We start from the raw sequence: 19,224 nt of genomic DNA, 5'->3' as shown, positions 1-19,224 counted from the left end.
TGTCGCGCCGGCCGCCGGATCCGCGAGACTGATCCGCACGCCGACCTCACGGATCACCCCGCCCCGGCGTCTACCCGGTGTGGAGATGATGCAGCCGTTCGACAGGGTCGTGACCGAGCACGGCGCCGTGGTGCTCCGCGTGTGCCGGGCGGTGCTCGGCGGGCACGCGGACGCCGAGGACGCGTGGTCGGAGACGTTCCTGTCGGCGCTCGTCGCCTACCCGCGGCTCGGGCCGCGCGCCGACGTGCGCGCCTGGCTCGTCACCATCGCCCACCGCAAGGCCCTCGACGCGATCCGCGCCCGCGGCCGCCGCGCGCTCCCCGTCGACGAGATACCCGAGCGGGTCTCCGACCTCGGTGTGCCCGACTCCCGCGACCCCGACCTCTGGCGCGCGGTCGCCGCACTGCCCGAGCGGCAGCGCCTCGCGGTCGCGTACCGCTACCTCGGCGGCCTGCCGCACGCGGAGGTCGCGGCGATCGTCGGGGGGACGCCCGAGGCCGTGCGGCGCGCGGCGGCGGACGGGGTCGCGAGCCTCCGGCGGTCGATGGGGGCGGATCCGCCGGGCACCGGTCGCGCTCCCGCACCCGCCACCACCACAGGAGGACGACCGTGACCGATCCCGACGACACCATCCCGTTCCTCGACTCTGCAGCGCTCGAGGCCGCCGACCCGACCGCGCCCGCCCTCGACGCCCTCCGCCTGCGCCTCGCCGACCGGGCCGAGGTCGAGGGCGCGCTCGACGCGGGCTTCACCACGATCGACTCCCCCGTCGGCCCGCTGCTGCTCGTCGCCACCGAGCGCGGGCTGATCCGCGTCGCGTACTCCCGCGAGGACCACGACACCGTGCTCGGCGACGTCGCGCGGCGGCTCGGCCCGCGGATCCTCCGTGCCCCGAAGCGCCTCGACCAGGCGGCCCGCGAGCTCGACGAGTACTTCGCCGGCCGGCGCCGCTCCTTCGACCTGCCGCTCGACCGCCGCCTCTCCACCGGGTTCCGCGACCGGGTGCAGCGGCTGCTCCCGGAGATCCCGTACGGATCCACGCGCACCTACCGCGAGGTCGCCGAGACCGTCGGCAGCCCGGCCGCCACGCGCGCGGTCGGCACGGCGTGCTCGACGAACCCGCTGCCCGTCGTGATCCCCTGCCACCGCGTCCTCCGCTCCGACGGCACGCTGGGCGGCTACATCGGCGGGCTCGCGGCGAAGACGACGCTGCTGGAGCTGGAGGGGCGGCTCTGACCGGGCTCCGCCATCCGGCGGACGCGGCGGGCGGGGGCCGCGCCTAGCGTGAGGGCATGAGCGAACCGACGACGCCCGGCGGCCCCGCCGACCCGCCCGCGGAGGACGACGACTCCTCGAGCACGAACGCCTCGCTCGGCAACGTGTTCGCGATGCTCGGCCTCGTGCTCATGCTCACCCTCGACGACACCCGCGTCGCCGGGTTGCCGTTCCTGATCCTCGGCGTCACCTTCTTCGTGATGAGCGTCCGCCCGAAGAAGAAGGCGAAGCGCGACCGCACCGCAGCGGGCGACGCCCCGCCCCCGTCGCCTTCGGCGTAGACAGGGTCATGGCAACCTCGCCCGACCACCCGCGACTCCTGCAGACCGTGCTCGACACCCCGGACCCGCGCCGCCTCGCCTTCCAGCTCGCGCCGGACATGCCCGCGCCCCGCTGGCCCGAGGGATCGCCGCCGCAGATGCTGCACCTGGACCTCACCGTCGGATCTGTCGCGGACCTCGAGCGCCAGCGCTCGCGGGCCGTCGCGCTCGGCGCCGAGGTGCTGCTCGACCGGACGGCGGACGAGGACGAGCCCCTCTACGTGCTGCGGGATCCCGCCGGCCACCCGTTCTGCGTCTTCGTCGCGCCGGAGCCCTCGGACGCGGAGCCGGCCTGAGCGTCGCCGCCCCCGAGGATCAGCTCGCGTCGAAGACCGTCGACCGGCTCCGGTCGGCCCACGCGTCGACGTCGGCGCGCAGGTCGTCGAGCGCGCCCGTGACGATCTCGACCGCGTCCGCGCCGAGCAGCAGGTAGTAGGGGGCGGCCTGCTCGACCGCGTCCACGAGCAGCTGCGCGCCACGCGCCGGGTCGCCCGGCTGCGTGCCGTCGATGGTGTCGTTCTCCTTGCGGCGCTTGCCGGCCGTCTCCGCGTAGTCGTCGATGACGGTGGACGACTGCGTGAGCGAGCGGCCGGAGAAGTCGGTGCGGAAGGATCCGGGCGCCACCACCGTCGCGACGATCCCGAGCGGCTCGAGCTCGGTGCGCAGCGCCATGGTCATCTGCTCGATCGCGGCCTTGACGGCGCCGTAGTAGCCGGACCCCGCGCCCGTGCGCGCGGCGCCGATGGACGAGAGGTTCACGATCGTGCCCCTGCGGCGCTCGCGCATGCCGGGCAGCACCGCCTTGATCATGCGGACGCTGCCGTGGAAGTGGGTGTCGAACAGGCGCGCGACGTCCGCGTCGTCGCCCTCCTCGACGGCCGCGCGGTAGCCGTAGCCCGCGTTGTTGACGAGCACGTCGACGCCGCCGAAGCGGGCGGTCGCCTCATCGACGGCGAGCGACACCTGCGCCTGGTCGGTCACGTCGAGGTCGAGCGCGAGGGCGTGCTCGGGGTAGCGGTCGGCGAGGTCCTGCACGTTCCCGGCGTCGCGCGCCGTGACGACGACGTCGTTCCCGCGCGCCAGCGCCTCCTCCGCGAACGCGCGCCCGAGCCCCGTGGAGCATCCCGTGATCAGCCAGGTCGTCATGCGCGTTCCTCTTCCTCGTGGATGCGGGTGGGGCGGCCGGTGCGGCCGCTCCCGGTTCCGAGGCTAGGCGCATCGGGCGGCGGTCGGGTCGCGCACGTGACTCGGCCAGCCTCTTGGATGCTGGACTTTCCCACCCACAAAGGGGGTAGTGGCGCCCGTCAGCATCGGCTCACACTGGCTCTACCGATACACCAGCTGCCGACGAAGGAGTAACAAATGGCACTGCAAGTCACCAAGAGCAAGAAGGACTTAGACGGAGACATCACCGGTCTCTGCGGATACGGCTGGAACCATAGCAAGTCCGAGGTGATTGGCAATATCCGTACCGGTCTGCACTCATATTTCGTCTCGGTCAATGGCCGGACCGTGTACGTCCGAATCGGCACACGAAGGGGTCGACCTTACCTCACAACTGCGCCAGACGGCTACACGTCGAACAACCTAGACAACCTCGAGAACTGCTGATTCGCCCCAAACTCCTACGGCAAAGACGGGTTGTCGCGTCCCCGGCGGCCAGCCGGTAGGACTCGGAGCCGCGATAACCGACACATAGACAACGACGATGATCACCGCATCAGCCTCGAGCCCCTCCGGACGGAGGACATCGTTAGTCGTCGCCCAGTTCGCCATTGCGTTGGCCCTCCTAGCCGATCGTGCCGACGACTAAGCCGTTGCGCTGGGTTCCCCTGAGGGTGCCCCCAACTTGGGGCATCTTTATTTCGTTCTCAGCACTATCTTCGGGCCACGGACACAGGTAACGTGTCGATGTGATAACGACAAGCTGGGAGCCGCAGGCGTGACCTATTTGCCAATATTGAAAGCACGTCAGGGCGAACTCAAGGCACTCGAGAACTGGGATGACATCATTCGGCCTGATCTCTCGCCGGTGATCGAGGTCACCCCCTGGGAGCGCCTAGAGGACTCCACCGCCGAACACCGAGATGGCGAGGATATACCGGAGATCGACTCCGCTGTTCGGCGCATCGGGCGCGCTTGGTATCAGAAACAGGCTATCGCCTACATCGATGCGGCCTATGCCGAGCCGGACCTTGGCGACGGCCGGGAGAGCTGGCGTACCAGCAGGCCAGTTCTCGCTCATCTATTGGAGTCTTTGGCCGCGTCAAGCGTGTCGGTGGCTCCGGCGGTCCGCGCGTCAGCGGACGCCTCGTACGTGAGCCAGATCCGCCGCGTACTTGAATCCACCGGTATCGAGCAGGCGCTGATACGAGTGACAGCTGAAGATCTGGACGACTCGATCGTCCCCCTCCGACGACTGGTTGGTGATGTCGCGGATGGGCTGGGACTACCGACCTCTCAAATCTCGGTGCTCCTTGACTTCGGCGCCGTGACCGATGACGGCCAAATGAAGCTTGCAGCACGCCTCGCACGGTTCGTGTTACCGCAGCTTGACGAAGATGGCTGGGCGACTCTCGCGGTTGCTGCTGGCGCGTTCCCGGTAAATTTGGCGGAGGTGCAGGCCTTCTCCTCGGCCAGCATTCCTCGATGGGACTACCGGTTGTGGGAGAACATACGCGACTTCGACCTCGCCGTCGCCGGAGGTCTGCAGTTTGGTGACTACGGCGTGACCCACCCCACCCTTCCCGTAGGCGCGGCTTTTGCCGCACCTCCGCAGCTGCGCTACGCCCAGGACCGCGAGTGGATTGTGCGCAAAGGTAAGCGGCAGGAACGCCGTGGGCATAAGCAGTTTTACGACATCTGCGCACAGGTCCTTGAAGAGCTCGGGCCGGATGCGGCTTCGCCGCAGACCTCGTGGGGTGATCACTACATACATGACGCCGCCGCTAGCGCAAGCGAGGACGTTCTGATGCCGGCACGCGTGGGTACAGGTAACGCCTCTACGTGGCGCGCTGTGGCAACGTCGCACCATCTTGCTTATACGGTCGATCAGCTTCGCGCGCAGGGCGCGCTTTGAGGCGGCCGCGAACCGCCGCCCGGAGCTCCTCGACCGTGAGCGCTGCTACAAGGGCGTCCCAAAGATCCCAGCGAGTCGCCTTACTCCAGGACCCGCGCACCCCACGCGTTCCTAACTCGTCCATGGCCTCGTTGCGCCACAACAGCTGCGCGAGACTCAGCGGGTCAACACGACGATTCCGTCTCGCCTGTCGACGCCTTCGCAGTGAGACGACGCCGTCCTGTTCGATCGCTTCAACTATGCCCCACCGTGCCGGAACTCGCGCGCGGGCACGCTGTATATCCTTGGAGGTGACCACAATATGCGCAAAGTCAAGCACTTGGTCGTAGTGACGGATCTGCGCGTCGAGCCGATCGAAGTTGTCGCGCGGGGACTTGATCTCCCAGCCGGTCAGCGTGTCGTTCACAAGGCACACGTCTACTCGAGATGCCCCGAGGACGACAGCCAGCTCAGACCACACGCGGTTCTCAGTAGAGTCGGGGTGTTCCCGCCGGATCCCAGCGATCAGCGCCGCTCTGATGTCGACATCTCTCACAACAGCGACGATAGCGGTGGACGGCAGACGGAGGAGGGATGCTGACCGAAGCCGTGCTCGCCGCTGCCACGCCAGCCGCACCCGGCATCGACTGGATCGCGCTGGTCGCCGCTAGCGCGAGCATAGGCATCAGCATCATCGCGTTAGTTCAGACGAACCGCGAGGCCACAGCACGACGGGTCTCGAACGTTCCACCGGAACTACGACCAGTTGTTATTGAACTGTTGAACATCGTGAGTCGAGGTGAGCAACACGCAGACAACCTGCTTGCTCTCAGTGCGCCTGCCTCCCATGTACGCGTGGAACGACTCGACGAATGGGCACAGCAACTCGCCGACGGGCGCCTCGCTCGCCTAAGCGAGCAATTCGCGGCGGCGGTCGGAAGATGCCGATTACCAGACGGGGCTAGCTTGCCCGTATCGCTGAATCATCAACAGCTCGAAAAAGTGCATGCCGCCGTTGAAGCGGGCAAGAACGTTATCTTTCGACTCAACCAGTTATCAAGAAAGGAACAGCGCTAGCAAAAAGAGTAGAGACCGGTATTAGTCATGCGCTCGGATGTCGCTACCTCTCTGCAGCGATGTGCTCGTGGTCGGTCGCCGACCGTCACCGCTGGACCGGCGCGGCCATCCGCTTCGCCGCCTCGACCACGAAGCGGCGCCGGGCGGCGCGCTCGCGCGCGTCATCGGGTCCGGCGCCCGTGATCATCTCGGCGAGCTGCGGCACCGTCTGCCACCACGCAGCTAGGGCGATCAGGGCGAACACGAGGTGCGCTGGCTTCAACCCCGGGTCGAGCAGGCCGTCGCGCTGCGCATCACGGAAGCGGGCCACCTTCTCCCGGTAGTGCGCCGTGCGAACCTCGAAGTGCGCCGGCGGGCCGGCTCGCAGCCCCTCCCACTGGAGCAGTCGGCCGAGCTCGGGATGGGCCGCGTGGTAGTCGTACGTCGCGCCGGCGAACTCGCCGACGTCGTCCAGCCCGGCTCCCGTCAGCTCGACGGCGGTCGCGAGGCGCTCCAGCTCCGACGTGAGCACGAGGTCCCAGAGCGCCTGCTTGTCGCCGAAGTAGCTGTAGAGCCGCTCCTTGTTCACACCGGACCGGGCGGCGATGGCCGCGACGGTGGTGCCGTCGAACCCGTTCGCGGCGAACTCGACGAGCGCGGCCTCGCGGAGCCGGCGCTGCGTCCCCTCGACATCCCAGGCCATGGTCGAACACTACCAACGCCGCGGTTGGAGACCGTCGCGCCGAGGTGTAGTCTCCAACCACATCGTTGGAGTTGGATATGGAGGACGACATGGACGACACCACCCACCTGCCCGTCGCCGCGCACGCGCCGGAGCCGGGGACCACGGCGCTGATCACGGGCGCGAACAGCGGCATCGGATTCGAGACGGCCCGCCAGCTCCTCGAGCGCGGCGTGACCGTGTGGATCGGCGCCCGCGATCGCGGACGCGGCCAGCACGCCGTCGAGCGGCTCGGCACCGGAGCGCGACTCGTCGTGATGGACGTCACCGATCCGGCGTCGGTCGCGGCAGCCGCGGAGCGGGTCGGCGAGCTGGACATCCTCGTCAACAACGCGGGCGTGAACCCGGGAGGCGAGGACATCTCGGGCACGTCGCTCAAGCAGCTCCGCGCCGCCTACGAGACCAACGTCTTCGGCCTCATCGCGGTCACGCAGGCGTTCCTGCCGGCGTTGGGCCGCTCCGCCCACCCGCGCATCGTCAACATCTCCAGCGGCACGGGATCGCTCACCTGGAACAGCGGCCCCAACCCGCAATTCGACTGGGAGCGGGTGCAGGGCGGCGGCGTGGCCTACCGGAGTTCGAAGACCGCGGTCAACGCGGTGACGATGCTGACGGCCCAGGCGCTGGGCGGCGGCGTCAAGGTGAACGCGCTCGCGCCCGGACTGCGTCGCACGAACATCGTCGCCGGCATGTCGACCGGCGGGGACCCGGCCGAGGCCGCGTCCGGCGCCGTGCGGCTCGCGCTCCTCCCCGACGACGGACCCACCGGCGCCCTCTGGTCATGGGACGGCACCCGCGCCCCGTGGTGACCGGGCATCGGGCCTGAGAGACCGCGACGTGCTCGTCGACGGCCGGTTCGACGCCGCGCCGCCCCGCTCCTGACGTCCCCGCGTCATCCGCGGAACGTCCCCCGCATGACCGCAGCCTCCACGCCCACCCGCCTCCCGCCCGGAAGTGGCACGATGGGCCGACGATGTTGCCGGGCCCGACCGTCGCATCCGCGAGACGGGGTCCCGGCGCCGCCTCAGGAGGATCACCCGTGCACTGCCCGGATCACGGTCAGATGACGTCCCCGCTCCGCACCGCCGACTCGGCGGCCCGCTCGTGAGCGCGCCGAAGCTGCTGCGCGAGCCGGAGCAGCGCCGCGCTCGCGCCGGGATCACCGCCTGGCTCCTCGACGGCCTGCCCGGCGCGTCCGGCGCGCACCCCGGCCCGCACGCCGAGACCGTGGAGAAGACGCACTCGTGGTGGCGCGTCATGTGCCTCACGGGCGTCGACTACTTCTCCACGCTCGGCTACCAGCCGGCCATCGCGGCGGTCGCGGCGGGGCTGCTCTCGCCGCTCGCGACGCTCGTCCTCATCCTCCTGACGCTGCTCGGCGCCCTGCCCGTCTACCGGCGGGTGGCGCGCGAGAGCCCCCGCGGCGAGGGATCCATCGCCATGCTCGAGCGGCTCCTCCCCTGGTGGGGCGGCAAGCTGTTCGTGCTCGTGCTGCTCGGGTTCGCGGCGACCGACTTCCTCATCACCATCACGCTGTCGGCCGCGGACGCGACCGCGCACGCCGTCGAGAACCCGTTCGCGCCGGATTGGTTCCCGGGCAACGAGGTGCTGCTGACCCTCGTGCTGCTGGCCGCGCTCGCGTTCGTCTTCCTGCGCGGCTTCAAGGAGGCGATCTCCATCGCGGTCGTGCTCGTGGGCGCGTTCCTCCTGCTCAACGCGATCGTGATCGTCGTCTCCCTCTTCCACGTCGCCGGCAACCTGCAGGTCATCGACGACTGGTGGCTCGCCCTCACGGCGCAGCATGGCAACCCGCTCGTGATGGTGGGCATCGCGCTCATCGTCTTCCCGAAGCTCGCGCTCGGCCTGTCCGGCTTCGAGACGGGCGTCGCGGTGATGCCGCAGGTGCGCGGCGAGGACGACGCGGACGGGGTGCCGCGCACCCGGATCCACGGCACGAAGCGGCTGCTCGCGACGGCGGCGCTCATCATGAGCGCGTTCCTCATCACCTCGAGCTTCGTGACCACGCTGCTGATCCCGCAGGCCGAGTTCCAGGACGGCGGCAAGGCCAGCGGCCGGGCGCTCGCGTACCTCGCGCACCAGTTCCTCGGCGACGGCTTCGGCACGCTCTACGACATCAGCACGATCTGCATCCTCTGGTTCGCGGGCGCCTCCGCGATGGCCGGGCTCCTCAACATCGTGCCGCGCTACCTGCCGCGCTACGGCATGGCGCCGCACTGGGCCGCGGCCGTGCGCCCGCTCGTGCTCGTCTTCACGGCCATCGCCGTGATCGTGACCCTCGTGTTCCAGGCCGACGTCGACCAGCAGGCCGGCGCCTACGCGACCGGCGTGCTCGTGCTCATCACCTCGGCCTCGGTCGCCGTGACGCTGTCGGCGAAGAAGGCGGGACAGCGGAAGCGCACCGTCGGCTTCGCGGTCATCGCGGCGGTGTTCGCGTACACGACCGTCGTCAACGTGATCGAGCGGCCGGACGGCGTGCGCATCGCGGCGCTGTTCATCCTCGGGATCCTCGCGGTGTCGATCGTCAGCCGGATCCAGCGCTCGTTCCAGCTGCGCGCGACCTCGCTCACGATGGACGAGCAGGCGCGCGCCTTCGTCATCGAGGACGCGGAGGACTACGGCGCGGTGAGCATCATCGCCCACGAGCCGGACGAGCCCGACGAGGCGCTGACGGAGGAGGAGCGCATCGCCGAGTACCGCCGCAAGGCGAGCGACGAGCGGCGCGACAGCGGGATCCCGGCGCGCGCGCCCGTGATCTTCCTCGAGGTGACCCCGGGCGACTCGTCGGAGTTCGAGGAGGACCTCGTGGTGCGCGGCATCGTGCGCTGCGGCTTCCGCGTGCTCCAGGTGACGAGCGGCAACGTCCCCAACACGATCGCCGCGGTGCTCCTCGCCGTCCGCGACCTCACGGGCGTGAAACCCGGCGTCTACTTCGAGTGGACGGAGGGATCCCCCATCGGCAACCTCCTCCGCTTCCTCGTGACGGGCACGGGCGAGGTCGCCCCCGTCACGCGCGAGGTGCTGCGGCGGGCGGAGCCGGTGCGGGCCCGGCGGCCGGATGTGCACGTGAGCTGAGGTACGCGCTCCCTGTGGAGCGATCCTCCGTGACCCGATCTTCCGTGTCCTAGCATGCGGGCGATGCTGATCGGCATCCCCGACGAACGGACACCCCATGCCCATCCGCCCGCGGAGCGCGATCGCGCTCCTCGCCCTCACGATCGCGGTCGCCGCGAACGGCCTCACCGCGGAGGCCGCCTCGGCGGCGGACGCCGCAGGGGACACCTCGACCCAGGCGCTCGTCGACCGCGCGCTCGAGGCCGTCGGCCAGGGCGCGGAATCGACCGCCGACTGGACGGCACCCGACGCGGTCGATCCATCCGCGCTCCCGCACACGGCCGGCGGCGACGTCGGCGTGACACCCGCGGACACCGACGACTCCCTCGTCCGAGTCGCGCCGGGAGAGACGCAGGCGGTCACCGTCCTCCGGGAAGGAGCAGACGCCACGTCGTTCCACCTCGACCTCCCGGTCGGCTTTCGCGCCGTGCCGCGCCGGGCGGGCTACGACATCGTCGCCTCGCTCGGATCCGGCGCGGGCAGCATCACCGCGGGGCACATCGCAGAACCGTGGGCGGTGGACGCGTCGGGTCGCCCGATCCCGACGCGCTTCGCACTCGAGGGCGACACCCTCGTCCAGACCATCGACGCGGAGGGCGCCGCATACCCTGTCGTCGTGGATCCGCTCGTCACCTTCGGCCTGGCCAACGCGCCCCAGGGAGTCGGGCCCTACGTGAACCTGCTCGGCTCCCAGATGCGGGAGATCGCCGCCGTGGCGGCCCTCCTCCTGAGCGCGGGATACTTCGGCATCTGCAAGGTCGCCGATCGTCTCGCAGCTCCCGCGGCCAAGCTCATCGGGTGGCTCTGCGCGGCCATCGGATCTCCCAACGTGTTCTCGGTCGTCGACCTCGTCCACCGCATCTACCAATCGAACAGGTTCGGCTTCTACGCCTGCTACCAGACGCGGATCGGCAGCGGCCGCGCGTTCGTGTGGACGGAGCACGCGAATTGCGCATGAGGGCGAAGCCATCCCGGATCCTCTACTTCCTGACGCTCGCGACGACGGCGACGCTGGGCCTCGTCATGTCCGAGAGGGTGTCCCGGGTCATGGCGCTCGGTGCGTGCTGGGCTCTCGCGTCCTTCCTCCTCGACGCGCGAGAACGCCGACGAGGGCAGGGCGCCACGATGTCAGGGTCGCGAAGGACCACCGTCTGCCTCGAGCTGCACCCGCTGATGCTCGCCGCCGCGGGTGCGATCGCCTTCGTACGACGCGACGACGTGGCGGCGGTGCTGATCACGTCGGGGATCGCAGCCGGCCTGTCGACCCTCCTCGACATGCTCGAAGGACGCGCGTCGGCGGGAGCGCGATCTCCTGGACCGGAGCAGCACCTCCACGGCTTCCGCGATGGCTGGCGATCCCCCCTCGTCCTCGCGGCCGTGGTCCTCGTGGCGATGGGGGGTCTCTGCGTCAGCATCCCCGACGACCCCGGCGCGGTCACGGCGGCGGCCAGCGGAGGGATCGCTGCGCTGCTCCTCCTGACGGCGCTCGGACTCCGTGATCGACGGCACCGCCTCACGACGACGGGCGCGGGCGCGGACGTCGGCGAGGGCTGACGAGAGCGGAGCGCGGGGCTCACCCCGCGCCCCCGCATTCGCCACGGGCCCGCATCTCGCCTATCGTTCACCTGAACGATAACGAGGAGGGCCCGTCCCGATGCCATCGATCGTCACCACCCGCACCACGCTCGCCGGCGCGAGCGCGCGCACCCTACGCATCGCCGACCGTCCCGAGCGACCCCGCACGCCCAGCCGCCGCGCCGTCCTCTCGGGCACCGCCGGGATCGCCGGCCTCGGCCTGCTCGCCCTCACCGGATGCAGCACCGGCGCGAGCAGCACGACCATCCCCGCGGCCGCCGCGACCGGGACGCCCCTGCGGGGCGGCCGCCTCCGCGTCGCGCGGCCTGCCGCATCCGCCGCCGAGACGCTGGATGCCGCGAGCTCGCTCTCCGCGTACGAGTACCTCGGCGCCCTCTACAATCGGCTCGTCAAGCTCGACGAGAAGGGCGAGACGATCCCCGACCTCGCGGAGGAGTGGTCGGCGAGCGCCGACGGCGTCACGTGGACCTTCCGCCTCCGCCGCGGCGTCCGCTTCCACGACGGCACCCGCTTCACGGCCGACGACGCGATCGCCTCCATCCAGCACGTCCTCGATCCTGCGACGGCGTCCCCGCAGGGTGGCGTGCTCGGCGACATGCTCGACCCGGGCAGCATGTCGGCGCCCGACCCGCACACCCTCGTCTTCCAGCTCAAGACCCCCAACGCGGAGTTCCCGTCGCTGCTCACGGCGTACCAGTGCTACATGGTGCCGGCCGCCGCCATCGGGACCATCGGCAGCACGGGCATCGGCACCGGGCCGTTCCGCCTCTCGTCGTTCCACCCGGCGGGATCCGGCAGCGTCGAGGCCTTCGAGGACCACTTCGCCGGGCGGCCCGTGCTCGACGGCATCGACTTCTCCTCCATCCAGGACACGACCGCTCGCGTGAACGCGCTTCTCGCCGGGCAGATCGACCTCATCTCGCAGACCAACCTCGACTTCGCGACCGCGCGGGTCGTCTCCGCGTCGAGCCGGGCCACGGTCGCGCGGGTGGAGAACGCGCAGTGGTACACGATCCCGATGCTCGCCACGAGCGCCGAGTTCCAGGACCCGCTCGTGCGCCAGGCCATGAAGCTCGCCTACGACCCCGAGCAGATCCTCGCGACCGCGCTGCAGGGCACCGGCACCGCGGGCTGGGACAACCCGGTGCCGCTGTCGCTCGCCGCCTTCAGGGACGTCGACCGCGCCTACGACCCCGACCAGGCCAAGGCGCTGCTCGCGAAGGCGGGCGTGCCCGGGCTCAGGACGACGATCCACACCTCGAGCTACGAGTCGGTGTTCACCCCCATGGCGGTCGCCTACCGCGACCAGGTGAAGGCCGCGGGCATCGACCTCACGGTCACGAACGCGTCCTCCGACTCCTACTACACGGAGATCTGGATGCAGAAGCCGCTGCTGGTGAGCTACTGGTTCACCGGCCGGCCCATCGACCAGCTGCTCAACCAGATCTTCCGCACCGGCTCCTCCTACAACGAGAGCGCGTGGTCGAACCCGACCTTCGACGCCCTCCTCGACGACGCCCGCGCCACGATGGACGATGCGAAGCGGCTGATGCTCTACCAGGACGCCCAGCGGATCGTCGTGGAGGACAGCGCCGACATGACGCCCATGTTCGGCGACCGGCTCGTGGGCATCTCGCGCGACGTCGTCAACTACCGCGAGTACGGCTTCGAATTCGACCACCTCCAGATCGGATTCCGCCGATGAACGTCTCCGCGCAGGTGCTGCGCCGACTGGGCACGGCGATCCTCACGATCGTGCTCGCGTCCCTGTTCGTCTTCCTCGCGATCCAGCTGCTGCCGGGCGACGTGGCGCAGCAGCTCCTCGGGCAGGACGCCACACCCGAGGCCGTCGCGACGCTCCGCGAGTCGCTCGGGCTCGACCGGAACGTGTGGCTGCGCTATGGCGACTGGCTGCTCGGGGCCGCGCACGGCGACTTCGGGACCTCGCTCGTGAGCGGGGATCCCGTCGCGCCGACGCTCCTCGTCGCCTTCCGGAACAGCATGCTCATCGCGGTGCCGGCGATGCTCGTCGGCGTGACCCTGTCGCTCACGCTCGGCGTGATCGCGGGCGTGCGCCGCGGCCGCGCGAGCGACTCGGTGATCAGCATCGTGAGCCTCGTGGTGATGAGCGTCCCCGAGTTCATGGTCGCGACCGTGCTCGTGCTGCTGTTCGCCATCACGATCCCGGTCTTCCCGGCCGTGGTCCTCCGCGGCAGCGACGCCACGGTCGCCGAGCTGCTGCCGTCGGTGTGGCTGCCGGTGATCGTGCTGACGCTCGCCATGGCCGCCTACATCGTGCGCACCATGCGCTCCTCGACCATCGACGTGATGGCGTCCGAGTTCGTCACGACGGCCGAGCTCAAGGGCCTCACGACCAGGCAGGTGGTGTGGCGGCACGCGGTGCCGAGCGCGCTGCTGCCGACGCTCAACGTGGTCGCGCTCAACGTCGCGTGGCTGCTCGGCGGCGTCGTCGTGGTGGAGAACGTCTTCAACTACCCAGGGCTCGGCAAGCTCATGCTCGAGTCGGTCTTCACGCGCGACCTGCCGACGATCCAGGCCATCGCGCTGCTGAGCGCCGCCGTGTACGTGGTCTGCAACCTGGCGGCCGACCTCGTGGCGCTGGCGCTGGATCCGCGGCTCCGCACGAGGCAGAGCGCCCGCCGCACCCGGCCCGCGCGATCCATCCGACCCGCCCGACCCGCCACCCGACGGAAGGCCCGCGCATGACCGCGACGCCCCTGCCCACCCGACGAGGCTCCCGCCTGCGCGGGTGGACGAGCCCGCTCCGGGGATCGACGGCGCTCGCCGTCGGGCTCGCGATCATCACGGTGCACGTCGTGCTCGCGGTGCTCGCGCCGTGGATCGCCGGGCACGACCCGGTCGCCACCGACTCGACGGACGTGCTCTCCGGCACGACGTGGGCGCACTGGCTCGGCACCGACCAGTACGGCCGCGACGTGCTCTCCCGCACCCTCAACGGCGGCCGGTACGCGCTCGTCGTCACCTTCCTCGCGACCACCATCGCGGTCGCGGTCGGCACGGTCGTCGGCTGCGTCACGGCGTACGCCGAGGGCTGGCTCGACGAGGTGATCATGCGGATCGTGGACGCACTGCTGAGCGTGCCGTCGATCCTCGCCCTGCTCGTGGTGGTGACGGTGTTCGGATCCGGCCTGTGGGTGATCGTGCTCGCCGTGACTGTCGTCTACGCGCCCGCCGTCACGCGGGTGGTGCGCGGGGCAGCACGGACCGTGATCACGCAGGACTACGTCACGGCGGCGCGCGCCCGGGGCGAGGGGCCGCTGAGCATCGTGTTCCGCGAGATCCTCCCGAACGTGCTCGACGTCGTGCTCGTGGAGTACGCGATGCGGGCCTCGTGGATCGTGCTGCTGATCTCGTCGCTCTCCTTCCTCGGCTTCGGCGCGAACCCGCCGACGCCCGACTGGGGGCTCATGGTGCAGGAAAACCGCACCGCGCTCACGGTCGTGCCGCTCGGCACGCTCGCGCCGATCGTGGCGCTCGCGACCCTCGTGGTCGGCCTCAACCTCAGCGGCGACGGGCTCAGCAAGTCGCTCGGCGTCGACCGCGCCCAGAGGGGGATCGCATGATGCCCGGCAACGTCGAGGACACCCTCACCGGCCAGGTGCGGCTCGGCACCGTCGTGCGCGTCGCCGACCTCGCCATCTCGTACGCGGCCGGGCGCACCGACGTGCCCGTCGTCCGCGGCGTCAGCTTCGAGATCCGCGCCGGGCGCGCGCTCGGGCTCGTCGGGGAGTCGGGGAGCGGGAAGTCGACGGTCGCGCGGACGCTGCTCGCGCACCTGCGCCGCGGCTCCCGCATCGTGGGCGGATCCGTCGAGGTCGCCGGGCAGGACGTCTTCGCCCTCTCCCCCGCCGCGACACGCGAGCTGCGCGGCGGCACCGCGGCTGTCGTCGCGCAGAACGCCGGCCAGGCGCTCACGCCCTCGATGCGCGTGGGCCGCCAGCTCCGCGAGGCGCTCGAGAGCCACGGGCTCCCGAGCGACGACGAGCGGGTCCAGGAGCTGATCCGCCTCGTGCGCCTGCCCGACCCCGCCACCCTCGTGCGGCGGTACCCGCACCAGCTCTCCGGCGGGCAGCAGCAGCGCATCGCGATCGCCATGGCCGTCGCCGCGCGCCCCCGGGTGCTCGTGCTCGACGAGCCGACGACCGCGCTCGACGTGGTGACGCAGGCGGCCGTGCTGACCCTGATCCGCGACCTCGCCCGCGAGCTCGGCATGGCCGTGCTGCTCGTCAGCCACGACCTCGGCGTCGTCTCGACGATGGTCGACGAGATCGCCGTGATGCGCGACGGCGTCATCGTGGAGCACCGGCCGACCGCGGAGCTGTTCGCGTCGCCGGAGCACGCGTACACGCGCGAGCTGCTGGCGGCGATCCCCGGGGGCGCCGGCCCGGTCGCCCCTGCCCACGCCGACGCCGCGGCCCCGATGGTCGTCGCCGACGGCCTCGTCGTCCGCTACGGCCGCGGCCTGCCGCCCGCGGTGTCCGACGTCTCGTTCGAGATCGCGCCGCGCGAGACGCTCGCGGTCGTCGGCGAGTCCGGCAGCGGCAAGACCACGCTCGCGACCGCCCTCGCCGGGCTGGTGCCCACCGAGTCGGGCACCTTCCGCTTCCAGGGCGAGGGGGTCTCGGGCGACCTGACCTCCGCGGTCGCCGGCCGCTCGCCCGCCCTCCGGCGCGCGGTGCAGCTCGTGTTCCAGAACGCGGACACCTCGCTCAACCCGCGTCGGACGGTCGGCGCGGCGATCGCCCGGCCGCTCGAGCTCTTCACGGGCCGGGCCTCGGCCGAGCGCGTGGGCGAGATCCTCACCGAGGTGGGGCTGTCGCCGGACTTCGCGGCCCGGCTGCCGAGCCAGCTCTCGGGCGGCCAGCGGCAGCGCGTCGGGATCGCCCGGGCGCTGGCCGCGGGGCCGCAGCTCGTAATCGCGGACGAGATCACGACCGCGCTCGACGTGCGCGTGCAGGCCGAGATCCTGGAGCTGCTCGCCCGCCTGCAGCGCGACAAGGGCCTCAGCTGCCTCTTCATCAGCCACGACCTCGCCGTGGTCCGCGGCGTCGCGGACCGCGTGGCCGTGATGACCGGCGGGCGGATCGTGGAGATCGGCCCGACCGAGCGGGTGTTCCAGGGGCCGAACCACCCCTACACGCGGCAGCTGCTCGCCGCGACGCTCGAGCCCGGCGCCACCGAGCTGCCGCGGGTGGAGGACGTGACGGCCACCTGGCGCGACGTCGCCGGGGGAGGGTGGAGGGAGCTCGACGACGGGCACCGGATCCGGGACTGGGAGGACGCACGATGACCGACACGGCAGGAGAGACGACCCAGGCAGAGGACAGCGTGACCCACCGCGACGTCTGGATCCCGATGCCCGACGGCACCCCCCTCCACGCCCGCGTCTGGGCGCCCGCGACCGACGAGCCCGTCCCCGCGCTCCTCGAGTACCTCCCCTACCGGCTCGACGACTGGACCGCCCCGCGCGACAGCGAGCGGCACCCCTGGTACGCGGCGCATGGCTACGCGTCCATCCGCGTCGACATCCGCGGCACGGGATCCTCCGACGGCCTGTTCGTCGACGAGTACTCCGCGCAGGAGCTCGACGACGGCGTCGCGGTGATCGAGTGGATCGCCGCGCAGGACTGGTGCACGGGCGCCGTCGGCATCTTCGGGATCTCCTGGGGCGGCTTCAACGGCCTGCAGCTCGCCGCTCGCGCGCCCGAGGCCCTGAAGGCCATCGTGACGGTGTGCTCCACAGACGACCGGTTCGACAACGACGTGCACTACATGGGCGGCGCGGTGCTCGGCATCGACATGGCCGCGTGGGGCGCGACGATGTTCGCGTTCAACTCCCGCCCGCCGCGGCCCGAGGTCGTGGGCGACGGCTGGGTCGAGCGCTGGCGCGAGCGGCTGGACGCGAACCGGCCGATGACGCCGACCTGGCTCGCGCACCAGGAGCGGGACGACTACTGGCGGCACGGCAGCGTGTGCGAGGACTACTCCTCGATCGACGCGGCCGTGCTCGCGGTCGGAGGGTGGGCGGATCCGTACCGCGACGCCGTGCTGCGCCTCGTCGAGAACCTGTCCTCCCCCGTGAAGGGCATCGTCGGCCCGTGGTCGCACCAGTACCCGGACCGCGGCCTCACGCCCGGCCCGTCGATCGGCTTCCTGCAGGAGACGCTGCGCTGGTGGGACCGCTGGCTGAAGGGCATCGACACGGGCGTGGAGGCGGATCCCGCGCTCCGCGCCTTCGTCAGCGACTCCGAGCCGCCCGCCACGGCCTACCCCGAGCGCACCGGCCGCTGGGTCGCCGCGGAGTCGTGGCCGCCGCCCGCGTCCGTCGCCGCCCAGCCCGTGCTGCCGCTGGCCGCGTTCCACGGGCCGGCCGCCGCGGGCGACGCCGTCGTGGTCCGCTCGCCCCAGCGCACCGGCCTCGACGCCGGCCGCTTCTTCCCGTTCGGCAACGCCACCGACCTGCCGCCGGACCAGCGCGCCGAGGACGGCCTCTCCGTCTGCTTCGACCTGCTGCTCGACGAGCCGCTCGACGTGCTCGGCAACGTGCTCGTCGACCTCGCGGTCACGAGCGACCTGCCCGACGCGAACCTCGTGGTGCGGCTCTGCGACGTCGCGCCCGACGGGTCGTCCACCCTCGTGACGCGCGGTGCGCTCAACCTCAACACGCGCATAGACCGCGCGCGGATCGACCCGATGGTCCCGGGCGAGGAGGAGGTCGTGCGCGTGGCGCTCGTCTCCACGGGGCACGCCTTCCCGGCCGGGCACCGGCTGCGGATCGCGGTGTCGTCGGCGTACTGGCCGTGGATCTGGCCGCACGCCCGCGAGGCGACCCTCGTCGTCGCGCCCTCCCGCAGCGCCGTGACCCTGCCCGTCTGGACGCGCACGGAGGACGACGGCGTGCGCTTCGAGGAGGCCGAGCAGTCCACGCCGATCGCGATCCAGCGGATCCCCGACGACTCCGGGCTGCCCGAGCGCAGCTTCTCCCACGACGTCGCGACCGGCGAGTGGACCCTCGACGTCGACCCCGGCTACGGCGGATCCCGGATCTACCCCGACGGCCTCGTCTTCACCGAGTCGAGCCGCGAGACGTACCGGATCACCGAGGGCGACCCGACGTCGGCCGTCGCCGAGTCGCGCTGGGCGATCGGCCTCGAGAAGCCCGGCTGGCGCGCGCGCCTCGAGACGACGTCGCGCGTGACGGCCGACGCGGAGGCGTTCCGGATCGTCAACACGCTGCGGGCGTGGGCGCGCGACGGCGGGCCCGACGCACCCGAGGTGCTCGTCGCCGACCGCGTGTTCGACGACCTCGTGCCGCGGACGTCCGCGTGAGCGCGGGGACGACCGCCGCCGCGACGGGCGCGACCGCGACCGCCGCCCGCCGCGGCGGCAAGCGCGAGAAGCCCGAGGTGCGGCGCGCGATGATCGTCGAGGCGGCGCGCGCGGTGATCCTCCGCCAGGGCCTCACCGCCACCGGCCTCCGCGACATCGCGGCCGAGGGCGGCGTCTCGGTGGGCACCGTGACGTACCACTTCGCGAGCGTGGCGGAGATCCTCGACGAGGTCGTCGTGCTCGAGACCGACCGGTTCTACGCGTCGACCGTCGAGGAGGTGGACGCGGATCCGGATCCCGTGCACGGCATCCGCCTGCTGGTCGAGCCGCTCTTCACCGGCGGCGACGAGGCCGAGGCGCACTGGCGGCTCTGGTCGGACTACTGGACCGCCGTCGCCCGCCAGCCCGGCCTCACCGCCGACCGCCTGGAGCGCATCCGCGTGTGGGAGGCGTGCCTCGTCCGCACCATCCGCCGCGGCGTCGAGGGCGGCGCGTTCCGGGCGGTGGACGCGCCCGAGGTCGCGCTCAAGCTCGCGGCCTACAGCGACGGGATCGCGACGCAACTGTCCCAGAAGGTGCCCGGCCTCGACAACACGCGCGCGCTCGCGTGGATCTGGACCTTCCTCGACGCCGAGCTCGCCCATCCCGCCGAGGGGACGCCGCTCTTCCGCTGA

20 protein-coding genes are annotated in these 19,224 nt (G+C 71.3%); 17 read left to right on the top strand and 3 right to left on the bottom strand.

The window, feature by feature from the left end:
• The first annotated feature begins 88 nt into the window (after window positions 1-88).
• The 4 genes from CMN_RS00905 to CMN_RS00890 are packed head-to-tail and all read left to right on the top strand — an operon-like array spanning window position 89 to window position 1,891.
• Complete coding sequence (locus CMN_RS00905) at window positions 89-613, top strand: RNA polymerase sigma factor (protein ID WP_015488990.1); 525 nt, start codon at window positions 89-91, stop codon at window positions 611-613.
• Entirely contained in the window at window positions 610-1,236 is a 627-nt protein-coding gene (locus CMN_RS00900) for a methylated-DNA--[protein]-cysteine S-methyltransferase (protein WP_015488989.1), read from the top strand. The genes CMN_RS00905 and CMN_RS00900 overlap by 4 nt, the downstream gene beginning before the upstream one ends.
• A 56-nt stretch (window positions 1,237-1,292) precedes the next feature.
• Window positions 1,293-1,556, top strand: coding sequence for a hypothetical protein (locus CMN_RS00895; protein WP_015488988.1), 264 nt, complete (start codon window positions 1,293-1,295; stop codon window positions 1,554-1,556).
• 8 nt (window positions 1,557-1,564) lie between these two features.
• Window positions 1,565-1,891: a VOC family protein gene (locus CMN_RS00890; protein WP_015488987.1), complete on the top strand. Its 327-nt coding sequence runs from the start codon at window positions 1,565-1,567 to the stop codon at window positions 1,889-1,891.
• A gap of 19 nt (window positions 1,892-1,910) precedes the next feature.
• Here the strand turns inward: CMN_RS00890 and CMN_RS00885 are convergent, their stop codons facing one another.
• Complete coding sequence (locus tag CMN_RS00885; protein WP_015488986.1) at window positions 1,911-2,741, bottom strand: oxidoreductase; 831 nt, start codon at window positions 2,739-2,741, stop codon at window positions 1,911-1,913.
• Between the two features lie 216 nt (window positions 2,742-2,957).
• Between CMN_RS00885 and CMN_RS14715 the strand changes: the two genes are divergently transcribed.
• Complete coding sequence (locus CMN_RS14715) at window positions 2,958-3,206, top strand: DUF3892 domain-containing protein (protein WP_015488985.1); 249 nt, start codon at window positions 2,958-2,960, stop codon at window positions 3,204-3,206.
• Window positions 3,207-3,537: 331 nt separating this feature from the next.
• On the top strand, window positions 3,538-4,674 hold the full coding sequence (locus tag CMN_RS00880; protein ID WP_015488984.1) for a beta family protein: 1,137 nt from the start codon (window positions 3,538-3,540) through the stop codon (window positions 4,672-4,674).
• Here CMN_RS00880 and CMN_RS14710 read toward each other — a convergent pair.
• Window positions 4,598-5,209 carry a sce7726 family protein gene (locus CMN_RS14710; RefSeq protein ID WP_015488983.1) on the bottom strand — a complete coding sequence of 204 codons (612 nt, stop codon included), beginning with the start codon at window positions 5,207-5,209 and terminating at the stop codon, window positions 4,598-4,600. The genes CMN_RS00880 and CMN_RS14710 overlap by 77 nt on opposite strands.
• A gap of 38 nt (window positions 5,210-5,247) precedes the next feature.
• Here CMN_RS14710 and CMN_RS14705 point away from each other — a divergent pair, with 38 nt between their 5' ends.
• Window positions 5,248-5,730, top strand: a complete 483-nt coding sequence (locus tag CMN_RS14705) for a hypothetical protein (RefSeq protein ID WP_015488982.1) — start codon at window positions 5,248-5,250, stop codon at window positions 5,728-5,730.
• A gap of 85 nt (window positions 5,731-5,815) precedes the next feature.
• On the opposite strand, the gene CMN_RS00875 is transcribed toward CMN_RS14705, so the two are convergent.
• On the bottom strand, window positions 5,816-6,412 hold the full coding sequence (locus CMN_RS00875) for a TetR/AcrR family transcriptional regulator (RefSeq protein WP_015488981.1): 597 nt from the start codon (window positions 6,410-6,412) through the stop codon (window positions 5,816-5,818).
• A gap of 89 nt (window positions 6,413-6,501) precedes the next feature.
• Between CMN_RS00875 and CMN_RS00870 the strand changes: the two genes are divergently transcribed.
• The 10 genes from CMN_RS00870 to CMN_RS00825 all read left to right on the top strand — a co-directional run bounded on the left by CMN_RS00870 (window position 6,502) and on the right by CMN_RS00825 (window position 19,224).
• Window positions 6,502-7,260 (top strand): SDR family NAD(P)-dependent oxidoreductase, encoded by a 759-nt coding sequence (locus CMN_RS00870; protein WP_015488980.1) that lies wholly within the window; start codon window positions 6,502-6,504, stop codon window positions 7,258-7,260.
• 295 nt (window positions 7,261-7,555) lie between these two features.
• Window positions 7,556-9,544, top strand: coding sequence for an APC family permease (locus tag CMN_RS00865; RefSeq protein WP_015488979.1), 1,989 nt, complete (start codon window positions 7,556-7,558; stop codon window positions 9,542-9,544).
• A gap of 97 nt (window positions 9,545-9,641) precedes the next feature.
• Window positions 9,642-10,541 (top strand): hypothetical protein, encoded by a 900-nt coding sequence (locus CMN_RS00860; RefSeq protein ID WP_015488978.1) that lies wholly within the window; start codon window positions 9,642-9,644, stop codon window positions 10,539-10,541.
• Window positions 10,538-11,137 carry a hypothetical protein gene (locus tag CMN_RS00855; RefSeq protein ID WP_015488977.1) on the top strand — a complete coding sequence of 200 codons (600 nt, stop codon included), beginning with the start codon at window positions 10,538-10,540 and terminating at the stop codon, window positions 11,135-11,137. Before CMN_RS00860 ends, CMN_RS00855 begins: the two co-directional genes overlap by 4 nt.
• Before the next feature lie 100 nt (window positions 11,138-11,237).
• Entirely contained in the window at window positions 11,238-12,884 is a 1,647-nt protein-coding gene (locus tag CMN_RS00850) for an ABC transporter substrate-binding protein (RefSeq protein WP_015488976.1), read from the top strand.
• Entirely contained in the window at window positions 12,881-13,906 is a 1,026-nt protein-coding gene (locus CMN_RS00845) for an ABC transporter permease (protein ID WP_015488975.1), read from the top strand. The genes CMN_RS00850 and CMN_RS00845 overlap by 4 nt, the downstream gene beginning before the upstream one ends.
• Window positions 13,903-14,784 carry an ABC transporter permease gene (locus CMN_RS00840; RefSeq protein WP_015488974.1) on the top strand — a complete coding sequence of 294 codons (882 nt, stop codon included), beginning with the start codon at window positions 13,903-13,905 and terminating at the stop codon, window positions 14,782-14,784. The genes CMN_RS00845 and CMN_RS00840 overlap by 4 nt, the downstream gene beginning before the upstream one ends.
• Window positions 14,781-16,511, top strand: a complete 1,731-nt coding sequence (locus CMN_RS00835; RefSeq protein ID WP_015488973.1) for a dipeptide ABC transporter ATP-binding protein — start codon at window positions 14,781-14,783, stop codon at window positions 16,509-16,511. Before CMN_RS00840 ends, CMN_RS00835 begins: the two co-directional genes overlap by 4 nt.
• Window positions 16,508-18,550: a CocE/NonD family hydrolase gene (locus tag CMN_RS00830; RefSeq protein ID WP_015488972.1), complete on the top strand. Its 2,043-nt coding sequence runs from the start codon at window positions 16,508-16,510 to the stop codon at window positions 18,548-18,550. The genes CMN_RS00835 and CMN_RS00830 overlap by 4 nt, the downstream gene beginning before the upstream one ends.
• Window positions 18,547-19,224: a TetR/AcrR family transcriptional regulator gene (locus tag CMN_RS00825; RefSeq protein WP_015488971.1), complete on the top strand. Its 678-nt coding sequence runs from the start codon at window positions 18,547-18,549 to the stop codon at window positions 19,222-19,224. The genes CMN_RS00830 and CMN_RS00825 overlap by 4 nt, the downstream gene beginning before the upstream one ends.

It is taken from the genome of Clavibacter nebraskensis NCPPB 2581 (assembly GCF_000355695.1).
Taxonomy (GTDB): Bacteria; Actinomycetota; Actinomycetes; order Actinomycetales; family Microbacteriaceae; genus Clavibacter; species Clavibacter nebraskensis.
The sequence above is the reverse complement of the archived record's forward strand: the minus strand, read 5'-3'. Positions and strand labels throughout refer to the sequence as shown.